17 protein-coding genes and 1 riboswitch are annotated in these 19,224 nt (G+C 71.3%); of the genes, 5 read left to right on the top strand and 12 right to left on the bottom strand.

The window, feature by feature from the left end; translation table 11 throughout:
- Window positions 1-4: 4 nt before the first annotated feature.
- Window positions 5-892, top strand: a complete 888-nt coding sequence (locus WME75_RS30645) for a hypothetical protein (RefSeq protein ID WP_437478548.1) — start codon at window positions 5-7, stop codon at window positions 890-892.
- Complete coding sequence (locus WME75_RS30650) at window positions 889-1,752, top strand: hypothetical protein (RefSeq protein ID WP_437478551.1); 864 nt, start codon at window positions 889-891, stop codon at window positions 1,750-1,752. Before WME75_RS30645 ends, WME75_RS30650 begins: the two co-directional genes overlap by 4 nt.
- Before the next feature lie 35 nt (window positions 1,753-1,787).
- On the opposite strand, the gene WME75_RS30655 is transcribed toward WME75_RS30650, so the two are convergent.
- From WME75_RS30655 to WME75_RS30685, 7 genes are all read right to left on the bottom strand, one after another.
- On the bottom strand, window positions 1,788-3,557 hold the full coding sequence (locus WME75_RS30655; protein WP_437478553.1) for a serine/threonine protein kinase: 1,770 nt from the start codon (window positions 3,555-3,557) through the stop codon (window positions 1,788-1,790).
- A 63-nt stretch (window positions 3,558-3,620) separates the two neighbouring features.
- Window positions 3,621-4,880 carry an NAD(P)/FAD-dependent oxidoreductase gene (locus WME75_RS30660; protein WP_437478556.1) on the bottom strand — a complete coding sequence of 420 codons (1,260 nt, stop codon included), beginning with the start codon at window positions 4,878-4,880 and terminating at the stop codon, window positions 3,621-3,623.
- A 48-nt stretch (window positions 4,881-4,928) separates the two neighbouring features.
- Window positions 4,929-5,693, bottom strand: coding sequence for a class I SAM-dependent methyltransferase (locus tag WME75_RS30665; protein WP_437478559.1), 765 nt, complete (start codon window positions 5,691-5,693; stop codon window positions 4,929-4,931).
- Between the two features lie 80 nt (window positions 5,694-5,773).
- Entirely contained in the window at window positions 5,774-6,799 is a 1,026-nt protein-coding gene (locus WME75_RS30670) for a dipeptidase (protein ID WP_437478562.1), read from the bottom strand.
- 58 nt (window positions 6,800-6,857) lie between these two features.
- Window positions 6,858-7,175, bottom strand: a complete 318-nt coding sequence (sugE, locus tag WME75_RS30675) for a quaternary ammonium compound efflux SMR transporter SugE (protein ID WP_437478565.1) — start codon at window positions 7,173-7,175, stop codon at window positions 6,858-6,860.
- 21 nt (window positions 7,176-7,196) lie between these two features.
- Window positions 7,197-7,262: riboswitch (guanidine-III (ykkC-III) riboswitch) on the bottom strand.
- 170 nt (window positions 7,263-7,432) lie between these two features.
- The gene (locus WME75_RS30680) at window positions 7,433-8,857 is read right to left on the bottom strand and encodes a pectate lyase family protein (RefSeq protein WP_437478567.1); all 1,425 of its coding nucleotides are present in this window, start codon (window positions 8,855-8,857) and stop codon (window positions 7,433-7,435) included.
- A gap of 335 nt (window positions 8,858-9,192) precedes the next feature.
- Window positions 9,193-10,104, bottom strand: a complete 912-nt coding sequence (locus WME75_RS30685; RefSeq protein WP_437478570.1) for a LysR family transcriptional regulator — start codon at window positions 10,102-10,104, stop codon at window positions 9,193-9,195.
- A 118-nt stretch (window positions 10,105-10,222) separates the two neighbouring features.
- Between WME75_RS30685 and WME75_RS30690 the strand changes: the two genes are divergently transcribed.
- Window positions 10,223-10,993 (top strand): SDR family NAD(P)-dependent oxidoreductase, encoded by a 771-nt coding sequence (locus WME75_RS30690; protein WP_437478572.1) that lies wholly within the window; start codon window positions 10,223-10,225, stop codon window positions 10,991-10,993.
- 58 nt (window positions 10,994-11,051) lie between these two features.
- Here the strand turns inward: WME75_RS30690 and WME75_RS30695 are convergent, their stop codons facing one another.
- Window positions 11,052-11,636: a hypothetical protein gene (locus WME75_RS30695; RefSeq protein WP_437478575.1), complete on the bottom strand. Its 585-nt coding sequence runs from the start codon at window positions 11,634-11,636 to the stop codon at window positions 11,052-11,054.
- 81 nt (window positions 11,637-11,717) lie between these two features.
- Window positions 11,718-13,187 carry a glycosyl hydrolase family 8 gene (locus WME75_RS30700; RefSeq protein ID WP_437478577.1) on the bottom strand — a complete coding sequence of 490 codons (1,470 nt, stop codon included), beginning with the start codon at window positions 13,185-13,187 and terminating at the stop codon, window positions 11,718-11,720.
- Window positions 13,188-13,847: 660 nt separating this feature from the next.
- On the opposite strand from WME75_RS30700, the gene WME75_RS30705 reads away from it, so the two are divergent.
- Complete coding sequence (locus WME75_RS30705; RefSeq protein ID WP_437478580.1) at window positions 13,848-14,234, top strand: fucose-binding lectin II; 387 nt, start codon at window positions 13,848-13,850, stop codon at window positions 14,232-14,234.
- 131 nt (window positions 14,235-14,365) lie between these two features.
- Here the strand turns inward: WME75_RS30705 and WME75_RS30710 are convergent, their stop codons facing one another.
- Together WME75_RS30710 and WME75_RS30715 are read right to left on the bottom strand one after the other, a co-directional pair.
- A complete protein-coding gene (locus WME75_RS30710) occupies window positions 14,366-15,103 on the bottom strand; it encodes a pyridoxine 5'-phosphate synthase (RefSeq protein ID WP_437478583.1) in 738 nt (245 codons plus the stop codon).
- 164 nt (window positions 15,104-15,267) lie between these two features.
- Window positions 15,268-15,609, bottom strand: a complete 342-nt coding sequence (locus WME75_RS30715; RefSeq protein ID WP_437478586.1) for an SPW repeat domain-containing protein — start codon at window positions 15,607-15,609, stop codon at window positions 15,268-15,270.
- A gap of 319 nt (window positions 15,610-15,928) precedes the next feature.
- Between WME75_RS30715 and WME75_RS30720 the strand changes: the two genes are divergently transcribed.
- On the top strand, window positions 15,929-17,038 hold the full coding sequence (locus WME75_RS30720) for a THUMP domain-containing class I SAM-dependent RNA methyltransferase (protein ID WP_437478589.1): 1,110 nt from the start codon (window positions 15,929-15,931) through the stop codon (window positions 17,036-17,038).
- Between the two features lie 67 nt (window positions 17,039-17,105).
- On the opposite strand, the gene WME75_RS30725 is transcribed toward WME75_RS30720, so the two are convergent.
- Window positions 17,106-19,124: a serine/threonine protein kinase gene (locus tag WME75_RS30725; RefSeq protein ID WP_437478592.1), complete on the bottom strand. Its 2,019-nt coding sequence runs from the start codon at window positions 19,122-19,124 to the stop codon at window positions 17,106-17,108.
- Window positions 19,125-19,224: the final 100 nt, after the last annotated feature.

A 19,224-nucleotide genomic window follows, 5' to 3' on the forward strand; every position in this document is an offset into this window, starting at 1 on the left:
CTCGATGACGTCCACCACAGCACACGAAAGGCCCCGCCGGCGCGCCGCGCTCGCCGCGGCGGGGCTCCTCGCCGCGGGCGCGCTCGCCGCCGGGTGCGGCGCCGCGGACGGTGACTCGACCGCCGGCAAGCGCCTCACGCTCGCGACCGAGATCGCCGCCGACACGGCGCCGGCCGAGCCGTTCACGAACGCGCTCGGCTGGACGATCACCCTGTCGAAGGCGCACCTGTCGGTCGGGCCGCTCTACTATTTCGAGGGCGCCCCGTTCACGGCGCGGCGCGGGGCGCCGGGCGGCGGCGGCGCGCCCTCGCTGCTCGACCGGCTCGCCCGGTGGGCCGTTCCGGAGGCGCACGCCCACCCGGGCCATTATCAAGCCGGCGAGGCGCGGGGCCAGATGACGCAGCCCACCTCGGTCGACCTGCTGGAAGGGGCGACCGCGCTCGCGGACGCCGACGCGGTGAGCGGCGTCGTGCGATCGGCGCGCTTCACGTTCGGCGCGCCGCCCGCGGGCCCGTTCGCCGCGGAGCTCGACGGGCACGTCGTCGCCCTCGAGGGCCGCGCCGAGAAGGGCGACGTCGCGCGCGTGTTCCGCGCGCGCGCCCTGCTCGCGGACGTCGTCAGCGACGCGACCGGCGAGCCGGCGGTGGAAGGGTGCGTCTTCGAGGAGGTCTACCTCGACGGGCCCGGCGTCGTCACGCTCGTGGTCAAGCCGGCGGTCTGGCTCGACCAGGTCGATTTCGAGGACGTGGCCGGGAGCGACGACGGCGCGCCGGCCGATCTCGAGCCGGAGAGCCAGGCCCGGCGCGGCTTCGTGCGGGGCCTCAAGAAGGGGACGGCCTACGCGCTCTCGTTCGCGCCCGGCGCCCCGCAGGAGGAGGAGAAGGAGCGATGAGGATCATCGAAGGACTGTGCGCGGCGGCGCTGTCGCTCGCCGCGACGGCGCTCGCCGGCTGCGGCGACGACGGCGCGTCGGGCGCCGGAAGCGTGGCGTTCTCGACGTGGGGAGAAGAGTACATCGAGCAGGAGATCCCGGCCGCGGATCTCGAGGACGGCTGGAGCATCCGGTACGAGAAGTTCCTGCTCGTCCTCCGGAACGTGACCGTCGCCGATCGCGAGGGGAACGTCGGGGCCCGGATGGAGGGCTCGATCCTTGTCGACCACACGAAGCCCGGCGTGAAGCCGGTGGTGGCGTTCGAGGGCCTCGAGGCGAAGCCCTGGGAGCGCGTCTCCTACGAGATCAGCCCGGCGGACGCGGACACCGCGCTCGACGGGGCGACCGGAGAGGACAAGGCGCTGATGCTGGCAGCGGGCGCGTCGGTGCACATCGAGGCGATCGCGCGGAAGGGGGACGGCGGCGACGAGAAGCGCCTCGACTGGACCTTCTCGCTCGCGACGCGCTACGCCGACTGCCAGGGCGAGAAGGCCGGCAAGGAGACCGAGGGCGTCCTCGTCACGAACGGCGGCACCGACACCGTGGAGCTCACGATCCACGGCGACCACTTCTTCTACGACGACCTCCAGTCCGCGACCGCGGCGCGCCGCTTCGCGCCGATCGCCGCCGCGGACGCCGACGGCGACGGCGCCGTCACCCTGGAGGAGCTCGCCGCGGTGCGCCTCGTCGCGATCGAGGAGGGCGGCTACGGCACGGGCAGCGCCGGAAATATCAATGATCTCGGTGCGTTCGTCGCGGCGCTCTCGCGCACGCTCGGGCACTTCCGCGGCGAGGGCGAGTGCGTCTCCGAAGACCCTTGACCAGACCGGCCGGCCGCTAGCTCCGCCCGCGGAGCTCACTCGATCGCGACGGTCGTCGAGACCTCCTGGAGCTCGTTCCCGTCGAACGGCGGCACCCGCGTGGAGCCGAGCACCATGTGCACGCAGCTCCCGGCCGGGGTCATCGCGACCCTCGGATCGATCCCGATGCGCTGCACCGCGCCCGCGGGGTTGAAGAACACGCGCGCCGTCACCGCCTTCGGCCCCTCCCTGCCCTTGCAGTGGACCGGCGCGGTCGACCCCTTGCGTTGCAGCGCGGCGTGGGCCGCCGCGTGATCGAACGGCCTCGCCGCGCTCGGCTGCGCCGTGGTCGAGGGCGCGGGCGCGCCGCCTTCGCGCGAGGGGCGCGGGGCCTTCGGCAGGGGCACCAGCCCGTGGCGAGGGCCGGGCGCCGGCTGCTGGGCGTCCGCGCCGTCCGCGCCGGCGGCCGGCGGGCGCGCCCCGTCGCCGCGGCCCGCGCTGACCACCGTGGGGCGCGCCGGCGCGGGCAGGCGCTGCACCAGCTCGACATCGCGCGGCGTGCGGGCGGTGGCGAACGCAAGCGCCGCCGCCGCCGCGGCGCCGCCGAGCAGGCCGCCCGCGAGGAGCAGCATGGGCCTCCACCGGGCCGGCCGCCGGAGGGCTTCCGCCGGCGCGCTGCTGGCCAGGGCCGGCGCGCTCGCCGGCGCAAAGGACGCGCCCTGCCGCGACCCATCCGCCGGCTGCGAGGAAGGCGGCGCACCCCAGCGCGCGCCGGGGGCCGCTGACGGCGGGCGCTGCGCGTCGGCGGCCACCTCGGTCGGGCCGGTCATCGAGAGGCGCGAGGCCGTCCCCGCGGAGGTGACCGCCGCCGCCCCGATGCCGGGCGGCGCCGCCGAGATCACGGCGCCGGCGGGGCGCGCGCTGCGCGGGTCGGCGAAGAGCGCCGGCCCGAGCGCGTCGAACGCCTCCTGCGCCGTCTGGAAGCGCTCCGACGGCTCGCGCGCGAGGCAGCGCGCGAACCAGGCGTCGAACGGGTGCACGAGGCTGCCGGCGCTCCCGAGCGCCGTCGCGCGCGTCGAGGCCGGGTCGATCGGCTCGAAGAGGATCTCGCGGAGCAGCACCGGCATCGCGGTGCCCATCGGGTCGTTCGCGGCGCGCCAGTACGTGCGGCCGGTGAGCATCGCGAAGGCGATGAGCCCGAGCGCCCACACGTCGGTCGCCGGCGCGATCTGCCCGCGCGTGTCCGTCTGCTCGGGCGCCATCCAGAGCGGCGTGCCGAGCGACGCGGTCGCCATCGTGCTCGCCTCCGCGGCGATCTTCGCGATGCCGAAGTCGAGGACCTTGACCGACCACGGCGCCGTCGCGCTGTGCGTCCTCGCGAGGAAGACGTTCTGCGGCTTCATGTCCCGATGGACCACGCCCGCCCGGTGGGCGGCGCCCAGCGCGTGGCAGAGCTGCCGGAAGATCTCGTGCACCTCCTGGGGCGGGAGCAGCCCGCAGCGCTTCATGCGCTGCGCGAGGTCCTCCCCTTCGAGCAGCTCCATCGCGAGCCACGGCACGCCGTTCGCCGGGTCGATGCCGGCGCCGATCACCTGCACGATGTGATCGCTCTCGACGAGCGCGCCGACCCGCGCCTCCTGCTCGAAGCGCTCGCGCAGCCGGGTGTCGGCGCAGAGCTGGGGGTGCATGAGCTTGAGGGCGCGCAGCTTGCCGGTGCTCGCCTGCTCGGCGATGTACACGGCGCCCATGCCCCCGGCGCTGAGGGGTCGAACGATCCGGAACTCTCCGAAGAGCATCCCGGCCGCCGGCTGAATCGGCGCGATCATGGCCGGCGATGCTAGCATGGCGCTGTCGGGGGGGGCCGGCGCGCACGGGCGCGGCGCGGGTCGCTACGGGTGCGCGCCAGCGCCATCGCCATCGCCAGCGCCATGTACGCCCCTCGGCGGGAGCGACGCGACGAAGCGCTCGATCCCGAGCCGGCCGACGACGAGCGCGCCCGTCGCCGCGGCGCGGAGCGCGTCGGACGCCACCTGGGGTCTGCCGGCGAAGTGGCGCATGCCGAAGCGCAGGAACGACGGCTCGCCGAGGAGATAGCGCTCGACGCGCTCCCGCGGCGCGCCGTAGAAGGCGCGCATCATCCGGCGCCGGAACCGGATGTCCAGGCCGAGCAGCGAGCGCTCGACGCGCCGGGCCCAGTCGTGGAACCCGAGATCGCGGGCCTCGAGCTTCTCGGCGAGGTACTCGCCCGCGAGGGCGCCGTACGCGATCGCCTGGGCGATCCCCTCTCCCAGCATCGGATCGATGCCCGCGGCCTCGCCGACGAGCAGGGCCGCAGGCCGCGCGACCGCGGCCCTCCGGTCGAGACCGCGCTCGGCGAAGCGCTTCCGCCGGTAGCGGTCCGGGTCGAGGCCGAGCGCCGCGAGCCGGCTCCGGAGGACGCGCTCGGCGTCGGGCGCGGGGCGCGCTGCGCCGAGGGCGCCCTCGTGCAGCACGTACGCTCCCCGGCAGACGAGCTCGCGCCCGCCCACGATCGTGGGAAAATCCCACAAGTAGCCGGGGAACGAGCGGTCCCGCATCTCGAAGTGCAGGAGGTCGCGCGCCCGGTCCCCCGCGACGGGCTCGGTGTCGACCTCGACGGCCTGCGCGCGCAGCCTGCCGAACGGCAGCCCGATCGCGCGGCGAACGACGCTGCCGACCCCGTCCGCGCCGACGACGACGCGGCCGTCGAAGGCCCCGGCCGAGCTCTCGATCCGGGCGCCGTGGGGGCTCAGGGAGGCGCCGGTGACCCGCGCCCCCTCGACGATCCGGACGCCTCGCGCCCGCGCGGCGAGGGCGAGGGCGCGATCGAACTCGACGCGCCGGACGACGCGGCCGATGTTCCCCTCGCGGAGCGCGATCTCGCCGGTCTGAAACGCCGCGCTGACGCCGTGCACCACGACCGAGGGCACGTCGATCGTCACTCCGATCGCCGCGAGCGCCCTGTCCGCTCGCTCGCCGAGCCCCCCCGCGCAGCACTTGTCCCGCGGGTAGCGCTCCTTCTCGAGCACCACGATCCTGTCGGTGAGGGCCGGGCGATGGTGGGCAAGGAAGATCGCCGTGCTCAGGCCCGCCGGCCCGCCGCCGACGATCACGACTTCATGCGCCGACATGAGGCGCCGCTCTAGCACGGCGCCTCCCGCAGCGGGCGTGCGGGACGCTCAGCGCCGCTCGTAGAAGGCCACCAGCGTCCGGTATGGAAAGAGGTACACGCTCTTGCCCGCGAGGTCCGGGTGGTTCCCGGCCAGCTCGCGGACCTCGTTCAGGACCGCGTACCGCTCCTTCAGGGGAAGCACGGAGATGTAGCTGATCGAGGCGACGCGCTCGAGGAGCCCGTCGAGATCGAGCTCCTGCGTGTGGGTGAGCTCGTGCTCTCGGATCGACGCGAAGAGGCGGGAGTCGGAGAACGGCTGGCGCCAGGCCCCGAACCGGTGGACCGGGGCATCCCGGCCGTAGCGGTCGAGGATGTGGGAGATGCGAGCGACCCAGTCGACGCGCTCGTCCCGCAGGTTGAAGAGCAGGGAGAGGCGCCCCCTCGGCCGGAGCACCCGGTGGATCTCGGTGAGCGCGAGATCGCCGTGGAACCAGTGGAACGACTGCGCGGCGACCGCGGCGTCGACCGACGCCTCGGGCAGCGGGATCGCCTCGGCCACGCCGTCGAGCGGGATGGCCGACGGGACCATCTGGCCGAGCTTGCGGCGCATCCCCTCGACCGGCTCGAGCGCGAGGAGCCGGGCGCCCGTCGGCACCAGGAGGCGCGTGAGCTTGCCGGTCCCCGCGCCGAGATCGAGCACGGTGCTCGCGGCGTCGATGCGGAGGGTGTCGAGCAGGAGCTCGATCGCGCCGCGCGGGTAGTCGGGGCGCCCCTTCTCGTAGGCATCCGCTGCAGTGGCATAGCCCTGTGCAGCGAGGCGATGGAGAGTCATGGCCTGCATCCGCTCCGCGTGAGGATGAGTTCGTGCAGCGCCGGAGGGACCACCCACCCCGACGGCCCTGTCGAGAGAGACTACGCAGCCTGGAGCCTCGTTGGAAGCGGATTATCGCTCAAGGTGCGCATTACGTTACCGCGCAGCAACTTGCCGATGACACGCTCGCTCAACCCAGCTTGGAGCAGCGCATCCGTCAAGAGCGGAAGATGGGCGGCATCGCACAGCTCACGTGTGGGAACGATGAAGCCGTCCCAATCGGATCCGAGCGCGGGGGTGTCCTCGCCGGCAACGTTGATGATGTGCAGGAGGTGCTTGACCACGGGGGCGAGGCCGTTGCCGCCGAGGTAGAGCGGGCAAAAGATGATCCCGGCGCACCCGCCGCGGTCGGCGAGGGCGCGGAGCTGCTCGTCATCGATGTTGCGCCAGTGCTCGAACGCGCCGGCAACGCCGGTGTGGCTGACCATGGGTGGCCGGCGCGCGAGCGCGCATGCCTCGAGGAAGCCAGCGCGGTTGATGTGCGCGAGGTCGACGATGACGCCGAGATCCTCGGCGCGGCGCACGACCTCGCGGCCGAACGGGGTGAGGCCTTCACCGTCCCTGCGCCCGCGGCCGTAGGCGGGATAGCACACGTCGTTGGCGCTGAAATGGCAGAGCCCGAGGTAGCGCACGCCGCGCCGCGCGAAGCGATCGAGCGTGTCGAGGTCGCCCTCGAGGGCGTGCGCCCCCTCGATCCCGAGCAGCGCCGCGACGGCGCCGCGGGCGCTCGCCGCCTCGATGTCCTCGGCGGTGAGCGCCTTCAGGAGGCGGCCCGGCTGCGCGCGGACGGCCTGCTCCAGGAGGTCGATCTGCTCGTCGACGACGGCGGCGAGCCCGCGCCGCTGCCCGATGGGCACCGAGACAAGGCCGAAGAACTGCGCGCCGACGCCGCCCTCGACGAGGCGGGGGACATCGACGTGCCCGGCCAGGGCAGCGAGCGGCAACGGCGGCTCGTGGCGCTCGTGCAGATCGTAGCCGACCCAGCGCGCCCACATGAGGCTGTCGGCGTGGAGATCGATGGCGGGGAACTGCGCGTGCAGGGCGCGGGCTTCGGGGGTTCCGTGCATGGAGGGAAGGTTAGTCGACCCGAGGCGGTCAGTCGTGCGCGCCGGGGGCGGCGATCGCTCAGGAGCTCGACAGCTTGAGGCCGAGGATGGACACGACGAGCAACGCGAGGAAGCCGAGCCTCGCGGGCGTGGCAGGCTCGCCGAACAGGAAGATGCCGGCGATCGCCGCCCCGAACGCCCCGATGCCGACCCAGACGGCGTAGGCCGTGCCGATGGGCAGGGTCCGCGAGGCGGCCTCAAGGAGCACGAGGCTCGCGACGATCGCCGAGATCGTGAGCACGGTGGGCAGCGGGCGCGTGAAGCCCTGTGTGTACTTGAGCCCGACAGCCCAGCAGACTTCGAGCAGACCTGCGAACAGCAACAGCAGCCAGGACAAGACGAATCTCCTCGTGGTGTGGCTGCGTCGTCTTGTCCTGACCGGGTACGGCGCGTCTCGTCCGGGACGCTCTTGTGGAGCGCCGCGGGGAACCTAGCAGGCAGGACGGGCTGCGCAACGAGCTGGTCAGCGACGCGGCGCGGCGCGGACAGGACGCACCGGGGCCACGACGCGCTGTCGAGCCGTCGAGCACCTCCTCCTCGGGCACCGCGAACGAGGCCTATCGAGGCCTATCACGAGCCGGGGCGACGAGGTCGCTAGTCGAGCTCGTCGCCCTCGAGCATCGCCAGGCTGCTCTCTGCATCGCTGATCAGCGCGGCGGCGAGCTCGTTGATGTACTCCTCGACCGCTGTGTAGCCGGACGACATCACCCTGCTGTGATCGTCCGCGTTGGACGGGCTGAGGCCGTGCGCGCGCTCCCACGCGTCCGCCATGCCATCGCGGTCGGCGTCCGCGGGCGCCGTCCCGGGGGTGAGCCCTTCCATCAGGTTCTTCGCGTAGCGAGCGCCCCACGCGCCGTCGCGGCGCTCGATGTTCTGAAGGACGCCTCTCGTCACGACGTCGTGCGGCAGCGCGCCCGCCTGCGCGAGGACGAGCCGAGAGGCGTCCGCCGCGCTGTGCGTCGTCACGGGGATGTACCCCGGGACGTCGCGCGAGAAGTTGAACTGCGACGACGCGCGGTGCGACTCGGGCTTGTTGAGCCGGCTGAAGCTCGGATGGAGGTACGGCTTCTGCCAGGGGTTGTTCACCACCCCCGTGAACTTGCCAGGATCGTCGATGTAGTTGTCGGCGAGGAAGTACTTGAGCCCCGCGCCGGCGCTGCCGTCGAAATAGAAGGGGATCAGCTGATCGCTCGGCCCCTTGATGTACGCGTTCCCCACGATGTTGAACTGGCCGCTCGCCCGGTTGTGATGCACGAACCCGTGCCTGACATTGTAGGCCACGTTGTTGCGGATATCGGCGGGGCCGTTCGCGACCGCTGGGCACCTCGCCTTGTGATGCGCGAACAGGTTGTGATGAATCGTGATCCGATGGCCATCAGGGCCGTTGATGAGACCGTAATTGTGCGCCCCCTCTGGATGGCCCGTGATCGACGACGACTCGATGGTGGACCACTGCACCGTGACGTCATCTGCCTCATAGAGATCCAGGGTCTCGTCGACGCCCCAGGCGATGGAGACGTGATCGAGGATCAGCTTCGAGTTCAGCGAGAACTGCGCGCCGTCGAACTGCTCTCCGGCCGAGCCGCCGAACACAGGGCGGACTCGCAGGAATCTTACGATGACATTGTTGACCGCATTCGAGTACCTGGCGAGGAGGCGGCCGCGCACGGTGATGCCCGCGCCCGGCGCCGTCTGGCCCGCGATGGTGACGTTTCCATTGCGGATGACGGCATCTCCTTCGATCACGCCGCTCACGTCGAAGACGATGATGCGCGGCCCGCTCGCGTCGAGGGCCGCCTGGAGGCTCCCCGCCCCGCTCGCCCGCAGGTTGGTGACCTTGATGACGCGCCCGCCGCGCCCGCCGGTCGCGACGGCGCCAAAGCCCTCTGCACCGGGAAACGCCGGGAGCGCGCTCGCCGGAGCCGACAGCGCCGTGAGCGCAGACACCGCTGCAATCGCGCAGCCGAAGCGGCGAAGCCCCTGTGCTCCAATGGAAGAACAAGTAGGAAGGTATGTCATGACGTTCGCTCCCCTTTCGTACGTCTTAACCGCAAGCCGTAGTGTGATGACCCTACAGGACCAACTTCATCGACGGCAATCGACAATTGCCAATCTGTGCGACAGGGCACACCAAAAGCGATCTGGCAATTTCAACTCGCCATATGAAGCGAGCTTGGTTATCCTGCACGTGAAGCGCACAAGCGGGCTCATGACACACCGAGACGCTCCCACCTGCGACGACAGTGGGCACACGCAAGAATAGACAAACACCGAACAACGCGCGCGCGGAGATGGGCAGAGGGTAGATTGCCAGTCTCGACGATCACGCAGATCGATTGAACACGCCCGCGCGCTCAGCGGTCGAGCGCGTCGAGGTGCGGAGAGAGCACCTCGGTGATCCAGCTCATCACCGCGCGCACGCGGCGCGGCACGCCCCTGCCGTGCGTGTGGAGGAGCGAGACCGGCATGGGCGCGCAGGTGAGGGCGGGCAGGACCTCGACGAGCACACCTGCGGTGATGCTCTCGAGCACCCCTACCCGCGGCGCCTGGATGATGCCGAGGCCCGCCACGCACGCCGCGCGATAGGCGTCGGCGCCGTTGACCGTCACCACGCTGCGCATCGGCCGCTCGCGGTAGCCGCCGTCGTCGGGGTACTCGAACGACGGCGCTTCGGCGCCGAGCGCGGACGAGTAATGCACGACGAGGTGCCGGTCGAGATCCTCGAGCCGGCGGGGCGTGCCGTGCTTGCGCAGGTACGCCGGGCTCGCGCAGTTCATCATCCGCAGGACGCCGAGCCTGCGGCCGACGAGCTCCGCGTCGCCCGGGGCGCCGACGCGCACGACGCAATCGAAGCCCTCGCGGAGCGGCTCGACGCGCCGGTCGGTCGTGCTGACGACCATCTCGAGCTCGGGGTGGCGCGCGAGCAGCTCGGGCAGGCGCGGGATGATGACGTTGCACGCGAAGTTCACCGGCAGATCGATCCGCACGCGCCCACGCAGGGCCCTCGCCGACTGGAACATCCCGCCGATGTCGTCGGCCTCGAGCACGAGGCGGCGCGCCCGCGGGAGGAGCGCCTCCCCGTCCGGCGTGAGGCGCACGACGCGCGTCGAGCGCTGGAGGAGCCGGCTGCCGAGCTCCGCCTCGAGCGCCTTGAGCCGCAGCGACACGCGCGCCTTGGGCATCCCGAGGTGCTCGCCGGCGCGCGTGAAGCTCTCGAGCTCCGCCACCTTCACGAAGACCTTCAGCGACTCGAGATCGACGCTCATTGTTTCGCCTGGCGAAACAGTGTGTCGGATCTTCCGGTCTTTATCAACACGGAACGGAGCGCTATTCATGCTCGCAGACAGCGGCGAGCGGCCGCGTCACCCGCGAAAGGACCTGATCATGAGCACATCGAAGCGCAATCCCGTCGCCCTCATCACCGGCGGAAGCCGCGGCCTGGGAAAGAGCATGGCCCTCCACCTCGCCGATCGCGGCGTGGGCGTCGTCATCACCTACCGCAGCGCCGCGGCCGAGGCGGCCGACGTGGTGAAGCAGATCGAGGCCAAGGGGCGCACCGCAGCGGCCCTCGCGCTCGACGCCGGCGATGCGCGCAGCTTCGACGCGTTCGCCGGGGCGGTGAAGGCGGAGCTCGCCGGCCGCTTCGGGCGCGATCGCCTCGATTACCTGGTGAACAACGCCGGCATCGGCGCCCACGCGAGCTTCGCCGAGACGACGGAGGAGCAGTTCGACTCTCTCATGAACGTCCACCTGAAGGGGACGTTCTTCCTCACGCAAAAGCTCCTTCCGCTCATCGCGGACGGGGGGCGGATCCTCAACGTCTCGTCGGGGCTCACGCGGTTCTCCTTGCCCGGGTACGCCGCCTACGCCGCGATGAAGGGCGCCGTCGAGGTGCTCACCCGCTACATGGCGCAGGAGCTCGGATCGCGGAAGATCGCGGTCAATGTGCTCGCGCCGGGCGCGATCGAGACCGACTTCGGGGGCGGCGCCGTGCGCGACAACGCCGAGCTCAACAAGATGATCGCCGCCCAGACCGCCCTCGGCCGGGTCGGGCTCCCCGACGACATCGGCGGCCTTGTCGCGCTGCTGCTGTCGCCCGAGGGCCAGTGGATCAACGGCCAGCGCATCGAGGCGGCCGGCGGAATGCAGCTCTGAGGCGCGCGCCCTTGGGGCCATGGCGGTCCCCCTCGCAGCCCGACTTCTCGCGGTAGCGTCAGAAGACGCCTCGCATGGCGGCGCCGAGGTGCAGGATCTGGAGCGGCGTGTCCGAGGGCGTGCGGAGGGGGCGGACCTGGTATTCGATGACGAGCGTGGGCTGCGCGTCCTCCTCGGGGAAGAGCGCGAAATCGAGGCCAGCGCCCACGTAGAGGTCGGCGCGAAGCGCGCCTTGCTCGCCGCCGACCTCACCGCCCAGGCTCAGAAAAGGGTCAATCCGCTCGTAGGTCGCACTCCGGGCGAAGGCGAGCGGCCGGAGCTGGCCGCCGAGCGCGAGCACGCCGCCGCCGCGCCCCTCCACCTGCTCATAGCGGATCGCGCCGGCGAGACCGATTCCGCGCACGCTCATCGAGGCGCGCAGGCTCACCCCGCCCGGATCCTCCCAATCGCTGATCGCGGCTGCGGCGCCTATCTGGGCCTGGCCCCAGAAGCGGAGCTCATTGAGCGCCTCGACGACGGCGGAGCCCAGGCCGGTGAACGCGGGCGCCGAGCTCGAGGCGCTGGCCGAGGCCGGAGACAGGAGCGCGGCGGCCACGGTCGCGGCGGCGAGGGCGCGTCTCGCGGGTGAGTTGCACGGGCTCATTCTGGCCAGATCAGCACTGGGCGCCCGCAATCACAGGAGTGATCCGAGCGCCCACGCCATGCCGCCCCCACACCTGCCGGACTAGCGCTTACCTGAAGCGGTCGACGCCGAGGCCTGCGCGGGCGGCATGATGACGCGGAATTTCCCGCTCAGGTGCAGCAGGGACATCGTGTAGAGCATGCCGTCATAGTACCGCCACTTGCCCGTGGGCGCCTCACGTTGATACACGTCCTCGACGAAGCGCCAGGCCCGCGGATGGGTGGCAGCCAGCGCCGCAACGCCGTTCATCGACACGAGTCCGAGCGAGTCGTGCTCGACGATGGGCTTCCCTTCGAGGGTGAAGTTGGCCCGGTACTTGGGGCCCTGTGACTCGAAGAAGGCGAGAAGTCGATCACTCAGCTCGGTCTCCCGCGGATCCTTCGCCCACCACGCCGCGTCCACCGACCAGTTCATCGCGGTACGGAACGCGTCGTAGCGGAAGTTGGCGGTCCCCGCGTCCCAGGAAGCCGCCTTGGGGGTGCCATCGAAATTGGAGTAATCCGGAGCGAGCCCGGTCTTCGGATGGGTCGTCTTGACGAAGTAATCGCGGCTCACCTTGGCCGCTTCGGCCCAGAACGCGCGATCCGCCTCGGGGCCCCAGACCGCCCAGATCTCGTAGAACGCAGGCAGGTGATACGACGGATCCGTATGATCGCCGTTCTTCGAGAAGTTATCCGAGTCAGGCGTGAACCGCACCATCTTGTGCTCGGCATTGAAGAGCGAGAGCAGCGTGGTCTTGCGCTTGTCTGCGTTGACCGGTCCGGTGATGGACTTGCGGTTCTTCATCGCATCGAGGAGGCTCAAGGCCTCCTTCCGGTAGTCGTAAATCCCCTTGCCGTTCCCCCAGCGATGGGACGCGAACAGCAATGCCGTGGCGAAATACTCCTCCGCGTCGGCGGCAGGGTTCTCATCGATGGCCGTGCCGTCCGGGCGCATCTGCCAGGAGAAATAGCCGAACCCGGGGTGACGCGGATCCGCATGATACATGTGAGACTTGGCCCAGTTCCACAGAGCATCGAAGTCATCTTTTCGATCGACCTGCACGGCGATCATCATGCCGTACGACATCCCTTCGGAGCGGATGTCATTATTGCCGATGTCCATGATGTACGCCTTGGGGCCGCTCGCGTTCTTCCCCGCCGCGAACATGACGGCTTGTTCCTTGGGATCGCCATGGAACAGCTGCGCGTAGGCCTTCGCGATCTTGGCGTCGATCTCGGCGGGTTTGTGCCCCAGCTCGGCGAACAGATTGCGATATTCACCCGTGAAGTACGCCCCTTTGGCGGCCGGCTGAAGCGGGGGACCCAGGGGCGCAGGCTCCGCCGCCGGGGACGCCTGAGCCGTGCCGCTCTGGCTCGAGGTGCCGGCCGGAGCGGCGCTGCTGGCTTGATTTGTAGCGCTCACCTGATTGGGAGAGCCAACCTGGTTGCCTTGGTTGCTGGGCGCGCAGGCGATCACCGTGAGCGCAAACCATGACGATGCGACCGGAAACTTTAGCATTCTCAAGTTCATCACTGTCCTCTTTAGCGAGCTCGCATCCTATCGGAAACGTGCTCCGCGTCAACATCATTGACGAGCTCACGTGTGCCATGCTCGCAAAGTGCCGCCTTCACTTTACAGCCTGCGGGGCTCCTCCGTCGCGGCGCGCCCCCATGCGGCCTCGATGGCGGCGCGGAGAGGGTGAGCCAGCGAGCTCTCGTCTTCAGCCGCGAGCGACAAGCCACCTTCGCCAGGAGCGATGGCGGCCTCGATGAGCCACGACGGCAGGCCGGTTCGTCCTCGATCCATCTTCCCGGCAGCCGCGGCCCTCGCCCGGCGCGCCGGGCGAGGAGCAGGAGCGCCCGAGGATGGCCGCCCCGGCGCGCGCCCTTGGGAACGACGCCCTGGCGCGAGCGCCGCTCGAGGCGCGACCCCACGGCCCGCCGGGCGTCGCGCCCGCGCCGGACGGCGCACCGGAGACGGCGCAGCGACCGCCGAGCACGAAGAACGGCGCGCCGTGCTTGGCTAAGTCAGCTCGGTCTGCCCATGACCGCTTCCAGCACAGGAAGATGTTTGTCGTTGCACGCTTGCGGCAGGTTTGATAGCCATCCTCTGACGCCGCGAGACCGTCCCCGTTCTCGACGGTCATTCTCCCGGCCGCGGGGCGCGATCCATAGGAAGGACCATGAGCACATGCCTCAATTGACCGGCAACGCCTGTGAAATCGATGAGCTTCCGGATGGTGTGACCGTGACCATCAAAGTCACGACCAACTCGAGGCACACTCAAAAGATCACCGTGACTCGCAACGATGAGGTGCTGTGCGTCTTCGCGGGCTCTGGTGAGCGCAACGCGATGACGGGCCAGTCGACCATCGTCTCCAATTCAAGAGCGAAGCTGCAAGCGAAGTTCGAGTATCAAACGGACATCAACGCAGAATGGATCAAGTCCCGCCAGCTGAAATCTGGCGGTCCTTATACGATAGGCCACTACAATCTCATGGTGATCGTCGCTGAAAATGGAGACGACGGCGACTACAACGATGGCATCCTTGAATTCAGCTGGAACACGCCCACGTAGCACTGTCCGGAGCTCCGGAGACGGGGCGCCGGGGGGTCAGCGGGCGGCGCCCGACGGCCTATTTTCGTTCGATTTCCGTTCGATACCGTGCTTCGTCCCGGTCAAGTTCGTCGGGTCGAGAGGCCCCTCGATCACCGCGCCGGGGCGCGGCGCCCCTCGACCGCCGTGAGATAGTCGAGCACCGACTGCTGCATGCCGACCTCGAGCGCGAGCGCCACGAGGTGGTGGCCGATCGACACCTCCTGGATCTGCGGCGCCTCGCTCACGAGCGGCGCGAGGTTCTCCACGGTGAGGTCGTGCCCCGCGTTGATCCCGACCCCGGCCGCCACGGCGGCCCGCACGGTCGCGACGATCTTGTCGAGCTCCGCGCGGTGATCGCCGCGATCGAACGCCTCTGCGTAAGGCCCGGTGTAGATCTCGATGCGATCGGCCCCCATCTCCGCGACCACCGGGACGACCGCGGGGTCCGCCTCGACGAAGAGGCTTGTCCGGATCCCCGCCTCCTTGAGCCGCTTCACCACCGGCTGGAGGAGGAAGCGCCACTTCACGACGTCCCAGCCGCGGTGCGAGGTGAGCTCTCCGGGCGTCACCGGGACCAGCGTGCACTGCGTCGGCCGGAGCTCGAGCGTGAGGTCCAGGAACTCCTCGCGGAGATCGCCCTCGAAGTTCGTCTCCACGGTGGTGATGTGGCGAGTCACCGCCCGCGCGTCGTCCGGTGTGATGTGCCGCCGATCGGCCCTCGGATGGATCGTGATGCCGTGCGCCCCGTAGGACACGATCTTCCGGGCGAAGGAGAGGACGCTCGGGGCGTCGTGTCCCCGCGAGTTCCGCAGGAGCGCGATCTTGTTCACGTTGACGCTGAGCTTCATGGGGGCATCCTCTCGCGGGCTCGGGCGCGGCGCTCGCGACGCCGCTATACACGATCGACGCCGCGAGGCGAACACGCCACGAGCCGGCCGCGGGGACGCGGCCTGCCGGCGACGCCGGACCGGACGCCGCGCCGCGCGCTCCCGCTCGCCGGGCCCGACAGCGCCTACAGGCGCGGCACGGTCCGCGACCCCCGCACCGCGACCTCGGTGGGGACGAAGGACACGATGAGGAGGCCGATGGCGACGAGCGCGTTGTTCCACACCGTCCCCGCCGACAGCGCCGGTATCCACCAGGTGCTGACGAAGAGCCAGAGCGCCAGGATCGCGTTGAGGTAGCGCGCCCGGGGCGCCCAGATCGCGAGCACGGCGAAGAGCACGCACAGCGCGCCCACCACCCAGGTGTTGGTGAACTGCCCCTGGCTGTGCCGCCAGAGGAACGCGGAGATGACCAACCAGACCCCGAGCGCGATGTTGATGCCGCGCACGGTCGCCGTCCGACTCTGCATGGCTTCCCCCCTCCTGTCCTGTCGCCGTGCCGGCGCTCTCCGCCGTGCGGCGCTCCCGCTCCCTCGCTCCCCCGCCCGCTCGCCGTGGCCCGCGCGCAGGCGTCACGCCCCCGAGCGGCCCCGGAAGGGCCGAGTCCGCTCACCCCCTCTGCCGAGCGCCGGCGTGCCTGCGCCCGACCCACACATCAACGAGCTCGCCGAGCTCCGTGCGAATCCAGTGCCACCGCCGCGGCCCGCGCGGCCCATCCGGCTCGCCCGGTAGCCGCAGGGCCGTTCGTGAGGGCCGCCGCGCGGCGGTTCGGCTACAAGCCCGGTCGCCATGGACTTCTTCGCGACCGCCGCCAAAGGCACCGAGCCCGCCCTCCGCGACGAGCTCCGCGAGCTCCGGTTCCGCGGCGTCCGCGCCGATCGCGGCGGGGTCCACTTCGCCGGCGCGCCGGACGAGGGCTTCCGCGCCTGCATCGAGCTCCGCACCGCCGTGCGCGTGCTCGCGGAGCTCGCCTCCTTCGACGCGCCCAGCGGGGACGCGCTCTACGAGGGCGTCTCCCGCGTCGACTGGGCGCCTTACCTGAGCCCGGTCCACACGCTCGCGGTCCGCTCGTCGTGCCGCTCGAGCGCGTTGACGCACACCCAGTTCATCGCCCAGCGGACCAAGGACGCCATCGTCGACCAGATCCGGCGCCGCGTCGGCGCGCGCCCGTCGGTCGACCTCGAGGACCCGGACCTCGCCCTCTTCGTCCACCTCGTCCACGACCACGCGACGCTCTACGCGGATCTCGGCGGCGCCGCGCTCCACCGCCGCGGCTACCGCACGCACATCGGCGGGGCGCCGCTCAAGGAGACCCTCGCCGCCGCGCTGCTCCGCCTCTCCGGCTGGGACCGCGCCCGCCCGCTCGTCGACCCGATGTGCGGCGCCGGCACCATCGCCCTCGAGGCGGCGCTCTGGGCGCGGGACATCGCCCCCGGCCTGCGCGCGCAGCGCTTCGGCTTCGAGCGGTGGGCCTGCCACGATCAGGCCGCCGCGCAGCGCACGACCGCCCTCCGCGACGCCGCCCGCGCGCGGATCCGGCCCGAGGGCCCGCCCATCCTCGCCGCCGACATCGATCCCCGCGCCGTCGAGATCACCCGCGGCAACGCCCGGATGGCCGGCGTGCAGCTCGACGTGCGCTGCCAGCCCATCTCCGTGCTCGCGCCGACGGCGCCGCCGGGCCACGTGCTGACCAACCCGCCCTACGGCGAGCGCCTCCCGGGGACGCTCGACCTCTACCGCGACATGGCGGCCGCGCTCTCGCGGCTCGCGGGCCACCGCGTCGCCATCCTCGCCGGCACCGAGGACATCGAGCACGCGATGCGCCGCCGGCCGGAGCGGTCGCTCGTCGTGTTCAACGGCCCGATCGAGTGCCGGCTGCTCACGTACGACATCCCCTGAAGCGCGCCTGCCCGCGCGGCGCGCGCCGGTCGCGCGGGCAGGCGCGGCGCGCGCCGGCGAAAGCGCGTCAGGAGAAGAGGCGCATCAGGAGCGCCATCGCCGCCGCCGTGAGGATCATCCCCGCGACGAAGCCGATGATGAGCCCGCGCTTGCCGGCGAGCCAGCTCGGCTCCCGCGCCGGCGACCGCGCCGGCGGCGCCTGCGGCACGAGGAAATGATCCGGCATCGTCGCGCTGCGCTCCAGGATCGTGCGCTCCGCTGTGAGCGTCGAGGCGAGCCCGAGCGGCAGCGACTCTGCTGCGGCCCCCGGCGCGGCGCTCCCGGCGACGTCTTCGCTCGCCGCACCCAGCCCTGACGGGCTCGCCGCCTGCAGATCGCCGGGCTGTACCGTGGGCATCTGGCTGTCGGCCGGCGGCGGGTACGAGACAAGCCGGAGCGTGTTGGCGACGCGCTTCGGTCGCCTCTCCCACGCCGCCGCGTCCGGGTCGAACTGCGGGCTCGGCGGCGTCGGCGGCGTCGGCGCGGAATCGACGCGCACAAGGCCGACCTCGGCCCGCTTCTCCGGCGTGCCCAGCCCGAAATCCTCTGCGGAGCGGAGCGTCGCCTTCACCTCACGCCCCGGCGGCGTGAGGTCGAGCTCGTCGCCCTCGTCATACGCATCGTACGACCCGGTGTGGACCCGGACCCTCGCCGGACCGAGCAGCTCGTCGCGGCGGACCATCGTCAACGTGCTGTCCTCGCCCGCATCGCCCGCATCGCCCGCATCGTCGGAGGAGCCCGGCCCAGCCAGGCCGTTCCCCGAGAGCAGCGCCTCGCTTTCGCTGTGGGACCAGGACGGGAGCTGCAGCGAGATCTCCGGCACCGACTCCGCGGCCCAGCGCTGCGGCTCGGCGCCCATCGACGGATACACGCCCGGCGGATCGAGCGTGGGCGGGAACTCCAGGGACGGCGTGCGGAGCTGCACCGGCGGCGGGGGCCCCGTCTCCGGCGCGACCGTCCCGGAGACGAGCGTCCGGGCCGACTCGATCGACGCCTCCGCCCGCGGCTCCGGGCCGAAGAGCGGCACCGACGTCGAGCTCGGCAGCGACGTGAGCGGCGGGAGCGACGACTGCGGCCGCGGCGGCACGTCCCGCGAGAGCACCGAGCTCGGCTGCCGGCGCGAGATCGGCCCCAGCCCCACGGCCGTATCGGGCAGATCGGCGAGCAAGGTGTGCAGCGCATAGCCGAGCTCGCGCGCCGTCTGATGCCTGTCCGTCGGCTGCTTGGCGAGCGCCTTCACGAGCAGCGCCTCGAGCCGAGGGTCGATCCCCGGCGCGCAGCTGCTCGGCACCGGCACCGGCGCATGGATGTGGAGCGTCGCCGTGTGGAGCGGCGTCTCCCCCTCGAACGGCAGCCGCCCCGTGACGAGCTGGAACAGCAGCACCCCGCACGTGTACAGATCGGCCCGCTGATCGATCGGCAGCAGCCCGCATTGCTCCGGGGACATGTAAGCCGGCGTGCCCACAAACGTGTTCGCGCGCGTGACGACCGACAGCGGATCGGCGTGGAGCTCGGGCTCGTCGCCCGCGGAGGCGGTGTCGAGGATCTTCGCGATCCCGAAATCCAGCACCTTCACCCGCTCGCCGTGAGGGTGCGTCAGGTCCGGGACCACCATGATGTTCTCGGGCTTGAGATCGCGGTGCACGACGCCCATCTCGTGGGCGACCGCGAGCGCCTCGCACACCTCGGAGAGGATGCGGACCGCCCTCGCCTGACCGATCGCGCCGTGGCGCTCGAGGAGGACGTAGAGGTCGTCGCCCGCGAGCAGCTCCATCACGATGTAGCTGAGCGCGCCCTCGATCCCGTACTCGAAGATCTTGACGGAGTTCGGGTGCTTCACCCGCGCCGCCGCCTTCGCCTCGCGCTGGAAGCGCCGGACGAACGCGCGGTCGGCGGTGAACTCCGGGTTCATGATCTTGATCGCCACCCGGCGGGGCTCGGCGTCGCGCTCGGCGATGAAGACGCTGGCCATCCCGCCCTCGCCGAGGAAGCGGGTGATCGTGAACCGCCCGGCCACCTTGCGGCCGAGGAGAGCGTCATGCCTCATGCGCCTGGCACCCGCCCGCGCCTGCGACGTTCGCTCGTCACCGGGCCGCCGTACCGCCCACCTGCCCGCGGGCGCCCGCGCAGAAGCGCACCGCCACCAG

This window comes from Sorangium sp. So ce1014 (assembly GCF_051521505.1).
Classification (GTDB): domain Bacteria; phylum Myxococcota_A; class Polyangia; order Polyangiales; family Polyangiaceae; genus Sorangium.